Source organism: Pseudomonas sp. EA_5y_Pfl2_R50 (genome assembly GCF_963970475.1).
Classification (GTDB): Bacteria; Pseudomonadota; Gammaproteobacteria; order Pseudomonadales; family Pseudomonadaceae; genus Aquipseudomonas.
Window position 1 is genome coordinate 17,366 of record NZ_CAXAPT010000023.1, and the last position, 15,847, is coordinate 33,212.

16 protein-coding genes are annotated in these 15,847 nt (G+C 59.6%); 3 read left to right on the forward strand and 13 right to left on the reverse strand.

The window, feature by feature from the left end; genetic code table 11:
* Nucleotides 1-137 precede the first annotated feature (137 nt).
* The 5 genes from AACY19_RS25955 to minC all read right to left on the reverse strand — a co-directional run bounded on the left by AACY19_RS25955 (nucleotide 138) and on the right by minC (nucleotide 4,309).
* Entirely contained in the window at nucleotides 138-1,427 is a 1,290-nt protein-coding gene (locus AACY19_RS25955; RefSeq protein ID WP_339454390.1) for a M18 family aminopeptidase, read from the reverse strand.
* A 181-nt stretch (nucleotides 1,428-1,608) separates the two neighbouring features.
* Nucleotides 1,609-2,244, reverse strand: coding sequence for an RluA family pseudouridine synthase (locus AACY19_RS25960; RefSeq protein ID WP_007960625.1), 636 nt, complete (start codon nucleotides 2,242-2,244; stop codon nucleotides 1,609-1,611).
* Between the two features lie 91 nt (nucleotides 2,245-2,335).
* A complete protein-coding gene (gene minE / locus AACY19_RS25965; RefSeq protein ID WP_003223146.1) occupies nucleotides 2,336-2,590 on the reverse strand; it encodes a cell division topological specificity factor MinE in 255 nt (84 codons plus the stop codon).
* Nucleotides 2,590-3,402: a septum site-determining protein MinD gene (gene minD / locus AACY19_RS25970; RefSeq protein ID WP_007913953.1), complete on the reverse strand. Its 813-nt coding sequence runs from the start codon at nucleotides 3,400-3,402 to the stop codon at nucleotides 2,590-2,592. The genes minE and minD overlap by 1 nt, the downstream gene beginning before the upstream one ends.
* 169 nt (nucleotides 3,403-3,571) lie before the next feature.
* Nucleotides 3,572-4,309, reverse strand: coding sequence for a septum site-determining protein MinC (gene minC / locus AACY19_RS25975; protein WP_339454391.1), 738 nt, complete (start codon nucleotides 4,307-4,309; stop codon nucleotides 3,572-3,574).
* Between the two features lie 117 nt (nucleotides 4,310-4,426).
* On the opposite strand from minC, the gene AACY19_RS25980 reads away from it, so the two are divergent.
* Both AACY19_RS25980 and AACY19_RS25985 read left to right on the forward strand, forming a co-directional pair.
* Nucleotides 4,427-5,359 carry a lipid A biosynthesis lauroyl acyltransferase gene (locus AACY19_RS25980; RefSeq protein WP_339454392.1) on the forward strand — a complete coding sequence of 311 codons (933 nt, stop codon included), beginning with the start codon at nucleotides 4,427-4,429 and terminating at the stop codon, nucleotides 5,357-5,359.
* Between the two features lie 35 nt (nucleotides 5,360-5,394).
* The gene (locus AACY19_RS25985) at nucleotides 5,395-6,567 is read left to right on the forward strand and encodes a patatin-like phospholipase family protein (protein ID WP_339454393.1); all 1,173 of its coding nucleotides are present in this window, start codon (nucleotides 5,395-5,397) and stop codon (nucleotides 6,565-6,567) included.
* Between the two features lie 90 nt (nucleotides 6,568-6,657).
* Here the strand turns inward: AACY19_RS25985 and AACY19_RS25990 are convergent, their stop codons facing one another.
* The 8 genes from AACY19_RS25990 to puuE form a co-directional block, all read right to left on the reverse strand.
* Nucleotides 6,658-7,443 carry an outer membrane protein OmpK gene (locus AACY19_RS25990; RefSeq protein WP_339454394.1) on the reverse strand — a complete coding sequence of 262 codons (786 nt, stop codon included), beginning with the start codon at nucleotides 7,441-7,443 and terminating at the stop codon, nucleotides 6,658-6,660.
* Nucleotides 7,444-7,816: 373 nt separating this feature from the next.
* Nucleotides 7,817-8,602 carry an outer membrane protein OmpK gene (locus AACY19_RS25995; RefSeq protein ID WP_339454395.1) on the reverse strand — a complete coding sequence of 262 codons (786 nt, stop codon included), beginning with the start codon at nucleotides 8,600-8,602 and terminating at the stop codon, nucleotides 7,817-7,819.
* A 162-nt stretch (nucleotides 8,603-8,764) separates the two neighbouring features.
* Nucleotides 8,765-10,123 carry a nucleobase:cation symporter-2 family protein gene (locus tag AACY19_RS26000; protein ID WP_339454396.1) on the reverse strand — a complete coding sequence of 453 codons (1,359 nt, stop codon included), beginning with the start codon at nucleotides 10,121-10,123 and terminating at the stop codon, nucleotides 8,765-8,767.
* Between the two features lie 220 nt (nucleotides 10,124-10,343).
* Entirely contained in the window at nucleotides 10,344-11,657 is a 1,314-nt protein-coding gene (locus tag AACY19_RS26005; protein WP_339454397.1) for a urate hydroxylase PuuD, read from the reverse strand.
* A 51-nt stretch (nucleotides 11,658-11,708) separates the two neighbouring features.
* On the reverse strand, nucleotides 11,709-12,212 hold the full coding sequence (locus AACY19_RS26010; RefSeq protein ID WP_016982872.1) for an ureidoglycolate lyase: 504 nt from the start codon (nucleotides 12,210-12,212) through the stop codon (nucleotides 11,709-11,711).
* 119 nt (nucleotides 12,213-12,331) lie between these two features.
* Entirely contained in the window at nucleotides 12,332-13,327 is a 996-nt protein-coding gene (alc, locus tag AACY19_RS26015; protein ID WP_339454398.1) for an allantoicase, read from the reverse strand.
* Nucleotides 13,328-13,414: 87 nt separating this feature from the next.
* A complete protein-coding gene (uraD, locus tag AACY19_RS26020; protein WP_339454399.1) occupies nucleotides 13,415-13,930 on the reverse strand; it encodes a 2-oxo-4-hydroxy-4-carboxy-5-ureidoimidazoline decarboxylase in 516 nt (171 codons plus the stop codon).
* On the reverse strand, nucleotides 13,927-14,853 hold the full coding sequence (gene puuE, locus AACY19_RS26025; RefSeq protein WP_122594935.1) for an allantoinase PuuE: 927 nt from the start codon (nucleotides 14,851-14,853) through the stop codon (nucleotides 13,927-13,929). The genes uraD and puuE overlap by 4 nt, the downstream gene beginning before the upstream one ends.
* 421 nt (nucleotides 14,854-15,274) lie before the next feature.
* Here puuE and uraH point away from each other — a divergent pair, with 421 nt between their 5' ends.
* A complete protein-coding gene (uraH, locus tag AACY19_RS26030; protein ID WP_339454400.1) occupies nucleotides 15,275-15,628 on the forward strand; it encodes a hydroxyisourate hydrolase in 354 nt (117 codons plus the stop codon).
* Nucleotides 15,629-15,847 lie beyond the last annotated feature (219 nt).

Sequence of the window (15,847 nt, forward strand, 5' to 3'; positions counted from 1 at the left end):
GATGTGCATCAGAATAGAGTCGGTTCGGGCATGAAATCTGTTTCGTCGGGACTGCCGCTTTGGCGAGCAGGCCCGCTCCCACACTGGAATGTATTTCAACCTGTGGGAGCGGGCTTGCTCGCGAAGCTTTTGAGCGTTTAAGGCAGCTCGCGGCAGGCGTAGAACGCGCTCAGCACTTTGACCAGATGCGCCAGGTCGTGGCTGCCGCACAGTTCGCGGATCGAGTGCATGGCGAAGGTCGGCAGGCCGATGTCGACCGTGCGCACACCCAGGTGGCTGGCGGTGATCGGGCCGATGGTCGAACCGCAACCCATGTCGCTGCGCACCACGAAGCTTTGTACCGGCACTTCTTCGGCCATGCACAGATGGCGGAAGAAACCGGCGGTTTCGCTGTTGGTGGCGTAACGCTGGTTGCTGTTGACCTTGATCACCGGGCCGGCGTTGAGTTTCGGCCCGTGGTTGGCGTCGTGTTTTTCGGCGTAGTTGGGGTGCACGCCGTGGGCGTTGTCGGCCGAGACCAGCAGGGATTTCTGGATGGTGCGAACGAACTCGTCACCTTCCGGCAGCAGGCGACGCAGTGTCTGTTCGAGCATCGGGCCGTCGGCGCCGCAGGCCGAGCAGGAACCGACTTCTTCGTGGTCGTTGCACACCAGCACACAGGTTTCGTCGGTGTCGGCGGTCAGCAGGGCTTGCAGGCCGGCGTAGCATGACAGCAGGTTATCCAGGCGCGCGCCGGCGATGAAGTCGCCATTGAGGCCGATCACGGCAGCGCTTTGCGTGTCGTAGAAACTCAGCTCGTAATCGAGCACGACGTCGGCGTTCAGGCCGTGTTCGCGGGCCAGTTGATCGGTGAGCACGGCACGGAAGTCGACACGCTCGTCACCGGCGAACTGCGCGAGGATCGGCGGCAGTTCGGTCTGCGCGTTGATCGCCCAGCCCTGATTGGCTTCACGATTGAGGTGAATGGCCAGGTTCGGAATGATGGCGATCGGTGCCTTGAAGTCGATCAACTGGCTTTCGACCTTGCCGTCGCGGCGGAAGGTGACGCGGCCGGCCAGCGACAGGTCGCGGTCGAACCAGGGTGCCAGCAGCGCACCGCCATACACTTCGACACCCAGTTGCCAGAAGCCCTGGCGTTGCAGTTCCGGCTGCGGCTTGACCCGCAGGCAGGGGCTGTCGGTGTGGGCGCCGACCAGGCGGATGCCATCGTGCAGCGGCGAGTTGCGGCCCATTTTGATCGCGACGATGGAGGAGTCGTTACGGGTGACGTAATAGCGACCATTGGCCTCGGTGTGCCACGTCTCGCGCTCGTCGAGGCGCACGAAACCGGCGGCCTCCAGACGTTGAACAAGGCTGGCGGTGGCATGGAACGGGGTAGGGGAGGCCTTGAGGAAATCGATCAGGCCTTGGTTCAACTCTTCGCGCATAAGAAGCTCCAGACAGCAATGGGCGCGAGTTTAACGCATCGGCCGGGGAATTGGCGCGGGGCTGAAGTTGATCATTGTGGGAGCGGGCTTGCTCGCGAAAGCGCTGTGTCAGTCAGCCTATCTGTTTCTGAAACACCGCATTCGCGAGCAAGCCCCTCTCACAAGGGTAAACCGTTGCTTGTCAGAACGGCGCAGGGCACTCGAAGCGCAGGCGCTCACCGGTTTGCGGGTGGGTGAAGCTCAGCATGCTCGCGTGCAGGCACAGGCGCGGCCATGCGGCGAGGGCTTGTTCGTGGGCGTAGAGCCCGTCACCCAGCAGCGGATGACCGATGGACAGCATGTGTACGCGCAGTTGATGAGAACGGCCGGTGATCGGCGTCAGCTCAACGCGACACCAGTCGCCGCAACGTTCCAGCACGCGCCAGAAGGTCAATGCGTGTTTGCCGAATTCGTGATCGACCACATGGCGCGGCTTGGTCGGCGGGTCGTAGCGCAATGGCAGATCGATGCTGCCACTGTCCAGTTCCGGTTGACCCCAGGCCAGCGCAGTGTAGGCCTTCTCGGTTTCACGGTCGTGAAACTGGCGAGACAGTTCGCGGTGCGTGTCGGCGTCACGGGCGAGCAAAATGATGCCGGACGTTTCCCAGTCCAGGCGATGGACGATACGCGCTTCCGGGTAGCCGTTTTCCTGCAGGCGGGTGATCAGGCAGTCCTTGTTGTCGTCGGCGCGACCGGGCACCGAAAGCAGCAACGTCGGTTTGTCGACCACCAGTACGGCGGCGTCCTGATGGATGATGCGGATGTTGGACAGCGGCATTAAAACAGCCTCGTAACAAATGCCAACGGCGGTTCAGGCTCATTCCAACGAGGGAATGACCCTGAACCGCCGTCGTACCGGCCGGATCGAATCAGCGATCAGGCAGGGTGATGTTGAGTTCCAGAATCGAGCAACTGCCCTGGCTTTCCAGTGCAACATGTACGTCGTCGTTGCCGATGTTGACGTACTTGCGGATCACGTCGACCAGTTCCTTCTGCAAGGCTGGCAGGTAATCCGGCGTGCTGCGCTGGCCGCGCTCATGCGCCACGATGATCTGTAGACGCTCTTTCGCTACCGAGGCGGTACTTGGCTTTTTGTTGGCACGAAAGAAGTCAAAAAGGTTCATTACCTACCTCCAAACAGGCGCTCGAAGAATCCCTTCTTCTCGACATCGAGGAAACGGTGGGCTTTTTCTTTGCCCAGCAAACGGTCGACGGTATCGCTATACGCCTGACCGGCATCGCTCTGGTCGTCGAGAATCACCGGTACGCCCTGGTTGGAGGCTTTAAGCACCGCCTGGGATTCCGGGATCACGCCAAGCAGCGTCACCGAGAGGATTTCCTTGACGTCTTCAACGCCAAGCATCTCGCCCTTTTCCACACGCTCCGGATGGTAGCGGGTGATCAGCAGGTGTTCCTTGATCGGGTCTTCACCACGTTCGGCGCGACGCGACTTGCTCGCCAGCAGGCCGAGCATGCGGTCCGAATCTCGTACCGAGGACACTTCCGGGTTGGTCACGACGATCGCTTCATCAGCGAAGTACATGGCCAGGTGGGCACCTTTTTCAATACCTGCCGGGGAGTCGCAGACGACGAACTCGAATTGTTCCTTGAGCTCCATCAGGACTTTTTCCACGCCTTCGACAGTCAGCGCGTCTTTGTCGCGGGTCTGACTGGCGGCCAGTACGTAGAGGTTTTCCAGGCGCTTGTCTTTGATCAGGGCCTGTTGCAGGTTGGCTTCGCCGTTGACCACGTTGACGAAGTCATACACCACGCGGCGCTCGCAACCCATGATCAGGTCAAGGTTACGCAAGCCCACGTCGAAGTCGACGATCACTGTTTTGTGGCCGCGCAGAGCGAGGCCGGTACCGATAGCGGCGCTGGTGGTGGTCTTACCCACACCACCCTTGCCGGATGTAACCACGAGAATCTTGGCCAAGGTGTTTCACCCCTAAGGAAGAAGGACTTTTTAGCCCCTGAAAAACATCTCTTGAAAACTACTGCAGTCGGACAGCCTTGGCTGGAATTTGGCTTTTGGCCTTTTTCCTACTTCGTTTGAGCCGTTTTCGCTACGTTTTAGAGATGCTTGGAAAATGCGGCAGTATCCGTTAAAGCCGAATGATGTTCAACACGTCGCCCGACAGGCTGACCTGGACGCCCGAACCCCACATTGGGTCGCGACGCAAATCTTCGGAAACCTTGTAATGACCGGCGATGGAGATCAGTTCAGCGCTCAATTGCTGACAGAAAATCCGTGCCTTGGTGTCACCCTTCACGCCGGCCAGCGCCCGACCACGCATCGGGCCGTATACATGGATGTTGCCATCGGCGAGAAGTTCCGCCCCCGGGCTGACCGAAGACACCACCACCAGATCGCCACCCTGGGCATATATCTGTTGGCCACCACGTACTGGCGTGGTGATGACGCGCGTCGGTTTGACGGTCGGTTCCGGCGGCTTTTCCGGCTTCTTTCTGACTTCGGCTTCAGGCATCTCCAGTGGCCGCTCCCGGGCACCGGACGGCGGCAACACCGGAATGTCGATGGCGATGGCGGCGGCAATGTCTTCGATGCGGCTGGCGCGAATCGCCAGGGTGCGCAGGCCATGTTGACGGCATACACGCATCAGGCCCGGCAGATCAACGGCGCCCTGGCCTGGGGGCAGCTTGTCCAGCGCCAGAACCAGCGGCGCGTTGCTGAAGAAGTTCGGCGCCTGCGCAACTTTGGCGGCCAATTGCCGATCGAGGCTGTCGAGGTCGTTACGGGCCAGTTCCAGCACGGTAATGGCCAGCATGCTGCCCTTCAGCTGGAACACGGGATCTTGGTCTAACGGTTCGGTTTTGCTCATGTCGGCATACAACGGCTTGTCACTAAAAGTGCCGAGACTTATAACGAGAACGCCCGCGAGCCGCAAGCCGGGTCGAACGATGTAGAATGCCCGGCCACTGTATTTACGGAAGCTTTAATGGATCGCCCGCGTTTTCGAAAAGCATTTTTATCGCCACGCTTCTGGCCGCTCTGGTGCGGTCTGGGGCTTTTATGGCTGATCGTGCAATTGCCGTATCCGGTGTTGCTGACCATCGGTCGAGTTCTGGGCGCCTTGATGTATCGCGTGGCCGGCGACCGGCGGCGCATTGCCAAACGCAATCTTGAACTGTGCTTCCCGGAAAAGTCCGCTGCCGAGCGCAAACGTCTGCTCAAGGAAAACTTCGCCTCCACCGGTATCGCTTTTTTTGAAATGGCGATGAGCTGGTGGTGGTCCCGCGAGCGTCTGGCCAAACTGGCCCACGTCGAAGGCCTGGAGCATTTGCAAAAGGCTCAGCGTGAGGGCAAAGGCGTGATTCTGATGGCGGCGCATTTCACCACCCTGGAAATCGGCGCGGCGCTGCTCGGCCAGCAACACACCATTGATGGCATGTACCGCGAGCACAAGAATCCATTGTTCGACTACATCCAGCGGCAGGGCCGGGAGCGGCACAATCTCGATTCGCTGGCAGTGGAGCGCGACGACGTCCGCGGCATGCTCAAGCTGCTGCGTTCGGGCCGCGCGATCTGGTACGCACCGGATCAGGACTACGGCGCCAAGCAAAGTATTTTCGTGCCGCTGTTCGGCATTCAGGCCGCGACCGTGACCGCGACCACCAAATTCGCCCGTCTCGGCAAGGCGCTGGTCGTGCCGTTCACTCAGGAGCGTCTGGCGGACGGCAGCGGCTACAGACTGGTGATCCATCCGCCGCTGGAAGACTTCCCCGGCGAAACCGAAGAGGCCGACTGCATTCGCATCAACCAGTGGGTCGAGAGCGCGTTACGTGCCTGCCCCGAGCAATACCTGTGGGCGCATCGACGCTTCAAGAGCCGTCCACCGGGCGAGCCGAAGCTGTACGCCAAACGCGGTTGAATCACCCATCCTTTTAAGCACCATGGAGTGTTGCGATGAGCCCAGCTGAACCGGTCACAGGTTTGATTCTTTCCGGCGGCGGGGCTCGGGCGGCTTATCAGGTGGGGGTGCTGGCGGCGATTGCCGAATTGCTGCCGTTGGGCGCGGACAATCCGTTTCCGGTGATCGTCGGTACTTCGGCGGGCGCGATCAACGCGGTCAGCCTGGCCAGTGGCGCCACCGATTTTCGTGCCGCCATCGAACGCCTGACCTTGTTCTGGCAAGGCTTTCGCAGCCATCGCGTGCTGCGCAGTGACTGGCCCGGGGTGATCCGTCAGGCCAGCCGCTTTGTCAGCCACAGCCTGCTCGGCCTAGGCCGGCAACTGCCGGTGGCGCTGCTCAACAGTTCGCCACTGCGTGAACTGCTCAATGAAAAACTGCACATGCCCGGCATCGCCGACGCCATCGCGCGCAAGCAATTACATGCGGTGGCGGTGACGGCGTTCGGTTATGAGTCGGGTCAGGCCGTCACGTTCTATCAGGGCGGCGGCAAGATCGATGCGTGGTTGCGCCATCGGCGTATCGGTGTGCCGACGCAATTGTCGGTGGAGCATCTGCTCGCCAGTTCGGCGATTCCGTTGTTGTTCGCCCCGGTGAAAATCGGTGATGAGTATTTCGGCGACGGCGCGGTACGGCAATCGGCGCCGATCAGTCCGGCGCTGCATCTGGGCGCGAGTCGCGTGCTGGTAGTCGGTGTCAGCGGCAATCCGCGCGGACTCGATTCGCAGCAGCCGCTGGAGCGTGCCTACACCGGTCAGCAGCCGACGCTGGCACAGATTGGCGGACACATGCTCAACAGCACGTTCATTGACAGTCTGGAGAGCGACATCGAGTTGCTGCAGCGTCTCAACCAGTTCAGCCACTTGATGCCCGCCGGCACGCCGACCCGCGAGCTGGGTGTGGCGCCGGTGGAGGTGCTGGTGATTTCGCCGAGTCAGCCCATCGATGAGATCGCGGCGCGGCATCGTCAGGAACTGCCGGCGGCGTTGCGGTTGTTTCTGCGTGGGCCGGGGGCGACGAAAACAAGCGGGGCGGGGGTGCTGAGCTATCTGCTGTTCGAGGCGGGGTATTGCAGCGAGTTGATTGATCTGGGGCGGCGTGATGCGTTGGCCAAGCGCGATGAGCTGTGCCGGTTTCTCGGACTATCGGAAGCGGTGGTTCCGGCCTGAAATCTGCGGGGAGGCCTTCGCGAGCAAGCTCGCTCCCACATTGGAACTCTGTCGAATGTGGGAGCGAGCCTGCTCGCGAAGCTCTTGAAATCAGAAGTGGAACTTCACCAGGAAGCTCGTGGTGCTCTGATTGGTCTTGAACGCACCGGTGTCGTCGATGCCGTACTTGTCTTTCCAGTAGTCGTATTCAACACCGACATACAACTGCTTCTCGCCAAAACTCAACGCCTTGCCCAAGTCATATTTGACCTGTGGGTTGAAGTGCAGGTTGGCGTGGTAATCGCCTTTGGAATTGGAGTCGTTGTCGGTGACCCAGTCCATGAAACCGTCAATCAGGATGTCCGACTTGCCGACCGGGATGGTGTAGGACCAGACCGGGGTGATCTGCCAGACGTTGTCACCGGCGCGAGCACCCTGGGTGTGGCGCTGGTAGAAGTTCAACTGGAAGTAGTCGAAGCCCGGGATCGCCAGGTCGAAGCCTGGACCGATCAGGTACGACTCGGTGTCGCCTTCGCCGAACTCGTAAGTCATCGCCACCAGAACGTCTTTGATCGGGCCGAATTCGATCTTCTGGTCGAGCACCTTGCCCAACGAAATGCGCGGGCTGAACTCACCGTAGTAGGTGTTCGGGCCGTTGTTGAAGTCCTTGTCACCGTTGTAGAAGATTTTGTCGAGGAAGAAGAAGTTATCCCCATACTTCCACGCATCGGCGTGTTCGAAGGTGACGGTCTGCTGGATGCGCGGGTTGACCTGGAAATCCTTGCCATACAGGTAGGTCAGGCTGTTGTTCTGCCACTGCAGCAGACCATCGGCCATGGCCTGGCCGCCGGCCAACATCGATCCCGCGAGCATCAGGCTGGTGCACATACGTTTCATTCGGTTGCTCCCAAAGTAGGTGTTCCACGTTTATTTTTTTAAGATCGGCGCTCTGGTGTGGCGCCTTTTTTCGTAACCGCAAAAGTCATCCAGTCGGTCAGCTTCTGTGCTGTTAGCAAAAGCTGAGCCAAGGCTTTCGAAAAGCAAAAAAACGCCCGTTCGGCTGCTGAAAAACAGTCGAATGAGCGTGTTTTCGGGATGCCTCGGTACTGACCGGGGCCGGGATAAGTTGGCTCGTCGGTCAGGAATTAAATCCGGGCTTTTTTTTAGACCGAATTCAAGAGGCCGCGGAGAATACTGACTCCTCGGCCAGCTCTCAAGTGCCCCGCAACAGAGCACCGACGACAGGTATGGGGCACGGTTGCGGGCCATCTTAAAAGTGCACCTTCACCAGCAGGCTGGCGGTGTTTTGATTGGTGTCGAAGTTGTGCGTGTTTTCGACGCCGTATTTGTTTTTCCAGTAGCTGTATTCGGTGCCGACGTACAACTGCTTCTGGCTCCAGCCCAGGGCTTTGCCGAGGTCATATTTGATCTGCGGATTGATGTGCAGGTTGGCGTGGTAGGTGCCGCGTGAGTTCTCATCGTTGTCGACTACCCAGTCGAGGTAGCCGTCGATCAGCACATCGGAATTGCCCAAGGGAAAGCTGTACGACCAGGCGGGGGTGATCTGCCAGACGCCATCGCCGGGGCGCGGGCCCTCGGTCTGACGACGGAAGATGTTCAGCGTGACGTAGTTGAAGCCCGGCACCTTGAGGTCGAAGCCGGGGCCGATCAGGTAGGCCTCGCTGTCGCCTTCGCCGTATTCATAGGTCATCGCCAGCAAGACGTCCTTGATCGGGCCGAATTCGAGTTTCTGGTCGAAGATCTTGCCGAACGAAAAACGCGGGGTGAATTCGCCGTAGAAGGCGTGCGGGCCTTTGTTCGCATCTTCTTTGCCGTTGTAGAAGATCTTGTCGACGAACAGGAAGTTGTCGCCGTATTTCCACTTGTCGGCGTGCTCGAACGTGACCGTCTGCTGGATCGACGGGTTGATCGCGAAATTCTTGCCGTACAGATAGCTGAGGCTGTTGGTCTGCCACAGCAGGAGATCGCCGGCCATGGCTTGACTCGCGGCCAGCAGGCCGCCACTCAACAACACGTTGGTTTGTGTACGAATCATCTGTTGCTCCCACTTGTTTTTATTGTTTGAGGCGCAGAGCTGTTGCTTGACCTTGTGGGAGCGGGCTTGCTCGCGAAGGCGTTCTTTCAGTCAACTGATGGGTTGAATGTCATACCGCTTTCGCGAGCAAGCCCGCTCCCACAGGGGTAAATCGTGTTGCTGTTAATGCTGGTGCGCGTGGCAGTCGTTGATCGCCGCGCGCTCTTTGCCGCCGAGAATGTTGAACAACAGGTTCAGCGTCAGCGCGCTGAGCGTTGCCATGGCGATGCCGCTATGAGTGATCGGGCTCATCCACAGTGGCAGGTGCGCGAAGAATTCCGGGCGAACCACCGGGATCAGGCCCATGCCGATGCTCACCGCGACCAGCAACTGGTTGCGACGGTCACCAATGTCGGCTTCCTGCAGGATCTTGATGCCGGTGGCCGCGACCATGCCGAACATTGCGATCGCTGCACCGCCCAATACGGCCGGTGGAATCGAGGCGACGAGGAATGCGGCTTTCGGCAACAGGCTCAGCACGATCAGCAAACCACCGGCGACGATGGTCACCGAGCGGCAGCGCACGCCCGTCATCTGCACCAGGCCGATGTTCTGCGCGAACGAGGAATGGGTGAATGTGTTGAAGAACCCGGCGACAAATGAGGCGCCGGCATCACACAGCAGGCCGCGACGCAACATGCGTGGGCAGACTTCCTGGTCGGTGATTTTGCCCAGCGCGAGGAACATGCCGGTGGACTCGACGAAGATGATCACCACCACCAGGCACATCGACAGGATCGGTGCGAGTTCGAATTTCGGCATGCCGAAATGCAGCGGGGTGACGAACTGAATCCATGGCGCGTTGGCCATGCCGCTCAGGTCGACCATGCCGATGGCGCCGCACAGCACGTAGCCGATGCACATGCCGATCAACACGGAAATATTGACCCAGAAACCGCGCATGAAGCGGTGGATCAGCAGAATGGTGCCCAACACCAGGGCGGCGATGGCCAGATAAATCGGCGAGCCGAATTGTGCGGCGGCAGCACCGCCACCGGCCCAGTTCACGGCCACGGGGAACAGCGACAAACCGATCGAGGTAATGACCGTGCCGGTCACCAGAGGCGGGAAGAAGCGCACGACCCTGGACATGAACGGCGCGATGATCATGCCGAAGAAACCGGCGGCAATCGTCGCGCCGAAGATGCCTTGCAAGCCGATACCGGGCATGCCGGCCATGGCGACCATGCTGCCGACTGCGGCGAAACTGGCGCCCATCATCACCGGCATGCGGATGCCCATCGGGCCGATGCCCATGGACTGCACGATGGTGGCGACACCGGCGACCAGCAGGTCGGCGTTGATCAGGAAGGCAATTTCTTCACGACTCAGGCCAGCGGCCTGTCCAATGATCAGCGGCACCGCGATGGCACCACCGTACATCAGCAGAACGTGTTGCAAACCGACCAGGATCAGTTGCAAAAGGGGCAAACGCTGAATGGCGGGTGCGTCGGGGATGCGCGCTTTGGACAGCTCGGACATGCAACACCTCGGATCTTTTTTATTCTTGTGATTAACAGCTGCCGGGTTGCTCACAGCTGTTTCTTTGCGTCAGGTAAACCTGTGGGAGCGGGCTTGCTCGCGAAGAGGCCATAACATTCAACATCACGTTGACTGCCCCGACGCTTTCGCGAGCAAGCCCGCTCCCACAGGGATCGATGGAGTCCATGTGGGAGCGAGCCTGCTCGCGAAGCTTTGTTGCTTAGTTGGTCTGCGCTCCCTGGGCGATCCATGCACCGATCAGGTCACGTTCCTGCTGGGTCATCTGCGTGATGTTGCCCAGTGGCATGATCTGCGTGGTGATGGCTTGCGCCTGGATGCGCGCCGCGTTCTGGCGGATCTGCTCAGGGGTGTCGAGCATCACTCCCGCGGGTGCAGCGCTGAACAACGGGCTGGTGGGTTTGGCCGAGTGGCAAACCGTGCAACGTTCTTGAATCACGTTGTGCACTTTGTCGAAGGCCGGACCGGCGTTTGAGGCTTGCGCCGGTGCTGCAGGTGCTTCTGCGGGCGCCACAGGTGCCGCCGCTTCAGCCGGTTTCGCGCCACCGCCCAGTGCCGTTTCCGGCAGCGGTTGGTATTCGATTTTGGCTGGCGCCTTGGCCACTTCCGGTGCGGTCGACATCGGTGTTGGGCCGGTGACGTATGCCAGAGAGATCATGCCTACCGCGGCCACTGGCAGCGTCCAGGCAAACTTGTGGCTGTCGTGACGGGTGTTGAAGTAGTGACGCACCAACACGGCCAGCACCGCGATCCCGGCCAGGATCAGCCAGTTGTACTGACTGCCGTAAGTGCTCGGGAAGTGGTTGCTGATCATGATGAACAGCACTGGCAGGGTGAAGTAGTTGTTGTGACGCGAACGCAGCAGGCCTTTGGCGGGCAGCGCCGGGTCCGGCGTGCGGTTCTCGGCAATCGCCGCCACCAGTGCACGTTGCGCCGGCATGATGATGCGGAACACGTTACCCACCATGATGGTGCCGATGATCGCGCCGACGTGCAGGTATGCACCGCGACCGCTGAACACTTTGCTGAAGCCATACGCCGCGCCGATGATCAGCACGAACAGGATAAAGCCGAGCAGAGCAGGACGTTTGCCCAGGGCCGAGTCGCACAGGAAGGAGTAGACGAACCAGCCCACAAACAGCGAACCGATACCGATGGCCACGCCTTCAGGGCCGCTCAGTGTGCTGCCCGGAGCCAGCAGGTAGAGCGTTGGATTGGAGTAGAACACTACGCACAGCAGCGCAATACCCGACATCCAGGTGAAGTAGGCTTCCCACTTGAACCAGTGCAGGTTGTCCGGCATTGCCGGCGGGGCCAGTTTGTATTTTTCGAGGTGATAGATACCGCCACCGTGGATCGCCCACAGGTCACCGGCCAGACCGGTTTTCGGGTTGACGCGGTTGAGGTTGTTCTCCAGCCAGACGAAGTAGAACGACGCGCCGATCCAGGCCACGCCAGTAATCATGTGAACCCAGCGCACGCTCAGGTTCAGCCATTCCAACAGATGTGCTTCCACAGTCTTTACCTCTCGCCTGTCACTCTTGTTGTCGAGTGATCAGACCTTCTCTTATTGGTGGGGGGCGAGGATCAAACGCTCATCCTCTTTGAAAAAATGCTCATCGCAGTTATTGCCTGTGCCACTGCGATCAACCACCAGGAAGTCATCCCGCTTTTCGATCGTCAGCACCGGGTGGTGCCAGACGCCGCGATGGTAATTAATGCCCTGCCTGCCGTTGGTGACGAAGGCGCGGACCAAGCCTGATACAGGTTCATCGCCAAGTGGCGCGACCACGATCAGAAAGGGGTTGCCGAGCAGCGGAATGAAAGCCTGGCTGCCCAGCGGATGGCGTTCCAGCATGCAAACGGTCAGCGGCATGTCCTGCGCGTCGGCGCGGAAGATGCTGATGATCGCGTTGTCCTCAGGCTGAGCGGTTTCGACCGTCGCCAGTTTATGGAAGCGCATGGTCGAACCGTTGTTGATCATGAAGTGATCGCTGCCGTCGGTTTCGATGACGTCACCGAAAGGGGCGAAGGCTTCTTTGGTCAGCGGTTCAATCGTTAGTGTGCGCATGCTGTTCTTCTTATCCGAATTCTGTGTTGACTGTTCTGACGCTTTCGCGAGCAGGCTCGCTCCCACCTTTGGAATGCATTCCCCTGTGGGAGCGGGCTTGCTCGCGAAGGGCGCGCCGCTTACTTCGCTACTTTGCCCAGAACGCGCAGGCGGCTCACACCACCATCCGGGAACACGTTCAGGCGGATGTGGGTGATCGGGCCCAGTGCCTTGATCTGCTCGACGAAGGTGTGCTCGGCGTGCATTTCCAGCTTCTGGCTCGGCAGCAGTTCACGCCAGAACAGCGACTGGGTTTCGATCTGGCTGTCAGTACCGCCTTTCACGAACGCGCCCTGGATCGAGCAGGTGTCCGGGTAGTTGCCTTTGAAGTGCAGGGTGTCGACGACGATCTTCTCGATCTCGCCCGGATGACCCAGCGCGACGATCACCCAGTCATTGCCTGGCGTGCGACGACGGGCCGTCTCCCAGCCGTCGCCCATGTTGATGCCACGGCCCGGGTTGAGGATGTTGCTCATGCGGCCGAAGTGTTCGTCGGAGCAGGCGAGGGCACGGCCACCGTTCAGGGCAGCAGCCAGGTCGACTTGTTCGTTGTCGCCCACAGCCGACCAGTCGCGGAACGGAATGCCGTACACGCGCAGACGGGCAACGCCGCCGTCCGGGTAGATATTGAAGCGCAGGTGGCTGAACGCTTTTTCGTTGCTGATTTCGTGGTAGTGGTGGCTGTTGCCCTGCAGCTCGACGGCCGACAGCACTTCAGTCCACTGGGTGTTTTCATCAGGCTCGCCCGAGGCCAGGAAGCACGCTTCCAGAGAGGCCGATGGCGGGAAGTTGCCGGTGAAGAATGAAGTGTCGATGTCCACGCCTTTGATCGAGCCCGGTACGCCCAGACGGATCACCGCGCTGTCGAAGCCTTCGAAGCGCTTGCGGCGCGATTCCCAGCCGTCCATCCACTTGCCGTTGTCATCGAACACGCCCTCCTTCCATACGGCCGGAGTCGGTTGGAACAGACGATTGGCGTCTGCGAACCAGTCATCGGTGACCGAGATGATTTTGGTGCCCAGACGGGCATCGGCCAGGTTGACGAATTTTTCGAAAGGTACGGCGTAAGCTTTCATTCTTCTTGTCTGCCTTTGAATAAGTGGCTGGGGATGCTTGCAAGACCCTGGGTGCTCTCCGCGTCTGATGCACTCGGGTCAGGCTTGCTAAAGAGTCAGTAAACGGAACAGGGCGATCTTGTTGATCTGCGCCAGCGCGCATTTGAACTCGGTGTCTTGCGAGTTGTGAATGCGCGTTTCGAACGCCGCGAGGATCTGATGCCGGTTGCTGCCTTTTACCGCCATGATGAAGGGAAACTTGAACTTGGCTTTGTAGGCGTCGTTCAGCTCGGTGAAGCGCTGGAACTCTTCGGCCGTGCATTGGTGAATACCGGCGCCCGCCTGTTCATTGGTGCTGGCTTCGGTCAGTTGGCCCTGGACGGCGGCTTTGCCGGCCAGGTCCGGGTGAGCATTGATCAGCGCCAGTTGGCTGGCGTGATCGGCGCTCAACAGGATGTCGCTCATGCGTTGGTGCAGGGTTTCGATCTCGTCGATCGAAGCATCTGCGCCCAGGTCGTAGGCCTTCTCGGCCACCCATGGCGAATGTTCGTAGATGTCGGCGAAGGCTTGGACGAAAGCGTCGCGGCTCAGGGTCGACGGTTGCAGGGTTTGAAAGCGGCTCATTTCGCGGCCTCTTGGTACGGGTGGGTTTCGTGCCAGTGACGCGCGATGTCGACGCGACGGCTGAACCACACCTGTTCATGACTTTTGGCGTATTCGATAAAGCGTTTGAGCGAAGCGAGGCGACCCGGACGGCCGATCAGGCGGCAGTGCAGACCGATCGAGAGCATCTTCGGCGCTTCGGCACCTTCGGCGTAGAGCACGTCGAACGCGTCTTTGAGGTATTCGAAGAAATCGTCACCCTTGTTGAAACCCTGCACCTGGGTGAAGCGCATGTCGTTGGTGTCGAGGGTGTACGGGATCACCAGATGCGGCTTGCCGGTCGGATTGTTCGGTTCCCAGTAGGGCAGGTCGTCGTCATAGGTATCGCAGTCGTAGAGGAAACCACCTTCTTCCATGACCAGGCGACGGGTGTTCGGGCCGGTGCGGCCGGTGTACCAGCCCAGTGGGCGCTCGCCGGTGATTTCGGTGAGGATGCGGATCGCTTCGAGCATGTGCTCGCGTTCCTGCGCTTCGTCCATGTACTGGTAGTCGATCCAGCGGTAGCCGTGGCTGCAGATTTCGTGACCGGCATCGACCATCGCGCGGATCACGTCAGGGTGGCGCTGGGCGGCCATGGCGACGGCGAAGATGGTCAGCGGAATGTCGAATTCCTTGAACAGTTTCAGAATCCGCCAGACGCCAGCACGGCTGCCATACTCGTACAGCGATTCCATGCTCATGTTGCGCGCGCCCTGCAGCGGCTGGGCGGCAACCATTTCGGAGAGGAACGCTTCGGATTCCTTGTCGCCGTGCAGGATGTTGCGCTCGCCGCCTTCTTCGTAATTGAGCACGAAGGACAGGGCGATGCGGGCATTGCCCGGCCAGTGTGGGTGAGGAGGGTTACTGCCGTAACCGATCAGGTCGCGTGGGTAGTCAGCGCTCACTGCAGTCTTCCTTCTTGTTCGTTGACAGATTGGTGTGGCGGCCTGGCAGGCTGGCGTCACAGCGATGGGCTGATTGTATACAACTTTATTCGCAATTTGTAAGCCTGATTTTTTGCATTTTTCACCGACTGTCATCTTTTGCTGGTAATGGCGTGAGCCTGCAAGAAACCTGCCTGACCAGTCAGATATTGGACAGGAGGCTCAATGTTCATGCACTGCACTGGCAGATCGGGGGCAAACGCCCGAATGACGGGGGTGAAGGAAAAAATGTCGTTTTTATTGTGTACAATTTTTTTGAAAAGTGTCTTAATCAATCGCTCGCCGCAGCTTTTCGTGCTCCGAATCGGTGCGGTCTCCTTTTTAACTGACTTCGGGAGGCGCGAGGTCTGACTGCTTCCACGCAGGCAGGCGCGCAGAATCAATGGGACGTTTGACAACACACGTTTTGGACGCTGCACACGGCTGCCCGGGCAGCTCGATCAAAGTCGAGCTGTACCGCGTTGAAGGTTCGCAACTGGAATTGGTCGCCAGTGCCGTAACCAACAGCGATGGCCGGGTCGATTCGCCGCTGCTGCAAGGCGATGACTACCGTACCGGGGTTTATCAGGTTCAGTTCCACGCGGGCGATTACTACCGCGCCCGTGGTGTCCAGTTGCCGGAGCCGGCATTTCTGGACGTGGTTGTGCTGCGCTTCGGCATCGCTGCCGAACAGGATCACTACCACGTGCCTTTGCTGATTTCGCCGTACAGCTACTCCACGTACCGGGGCAGTTGACCCCCAAGCAGCTGCCCCCACCGGGAAGCGACTGCGCATATAGCTTCTTTGGTCTTTCGCCCGCTCACACTGCGGGCTTTTTTTCGTCTGGATGTCCCGTCCTGAATAAGGTTTACACCTTCTGACCTATCCTCAGGAGGAACCAATGGAATCAGGCAAAAGGCGCAGTCAGCGTGATTACACGCTGAGCTTTAAATTGGCGGTCGTCGATCAAGTTGA

Excerpts from the sequence above, each read along its gene's own strand:
- minE (WP_003223146.1), bottom strand. The coding sequence starts at position 2,590 with ATGAACCTTTTTGACTTCTTTCGTGCCAACAAAAAGCCAAGTACCGCC.
- AACY19_RS26000 (WP_339454396.1), bottom strand. The coding sequence starts at position 10,123 with ATGTCCGAGCTGTCCAAAGCGCGCATCCCCGACGCACCCGCCATTCAG.
- minC (WP_339454391.1), bottom strand. The coding sequence starts at position 4,309 with ATGAGCAAAACCGAACCGTTAGACCAAGATCCCGTGTTCCAGCTGAAG.
- AACY19_RS25980 (WP_339454392.1), top strand. The coding sequence starts at position 4,427 with ATGGATCGCCCGCGTTTTCGAAAAGCATTTTTATCGCCACGCTTCTGG.
- AACY19_RS26010 (WP_016982872.1), bottom strand. The coding sequence starts at position 12,212 with ATGCGCACACTAACGATTGAACCGCTGACCAAAGAAGCCTTCGCCCCT.
- AACY19_RS25990 (WP_339454394.1), bottom strand. The coding sequence starts at position 7,443 with ATGAAACGTATGTGCACCAGCCTGATGCTCGCGGGATCGATGTTGGCC.
- alc (WP_339454398.1), bottom strand. The coding sequence starts at position 13,327 with ATGAAAGCTTACGCCGTACCTTTCGAAAAATTCGTCAACCTGGCCGAT.
- AACY19_RS25955 (WP_339454390.1), bottom strand. The coding sequence starts at position 1,427 with ATGCGCGAAGAGTTGAACCAAGGCCTGATCGATTTCCTCAAGGCCTCC.
- AACY19_RS25960 (WP_007960625.1), bottom strand. The coding sequence starts at position 2,244 with ATGCCGCTGTCCAACATCCGCATCATCCATCAGGACGCCGCCGTACTG.
- uraD (WP_339454399.1), bottom strand. The coding sequence starts at position 13,930 with ATGAGCCGCTTTCAAACCCTGCAACCGTCGACCCTGAGCCGCGACGCT.
- AACY19_RS25985 (WP_339454393.1), top strand. The coding sequence starts at position 5,395 with ATGAGCCCAGCTGAACCGGTCACAGGTTTGATTCTTTCCGGCGGCGGG.
- uraH (WP_339454400.1), top strand. The coding sequence starts at position 15,275 with ATGGGACGTTTGACAACACACGTTTTGGACGCTGCACACGGCTGCCCG.
- AACY19_RS25995 (WP_339454395.1), bottom strand. The coding sequence starts at position 8,602 with ATGATTCGTACACAAACCAACGTGTTGTTGAGTGGCGGCCTGCTGGCC.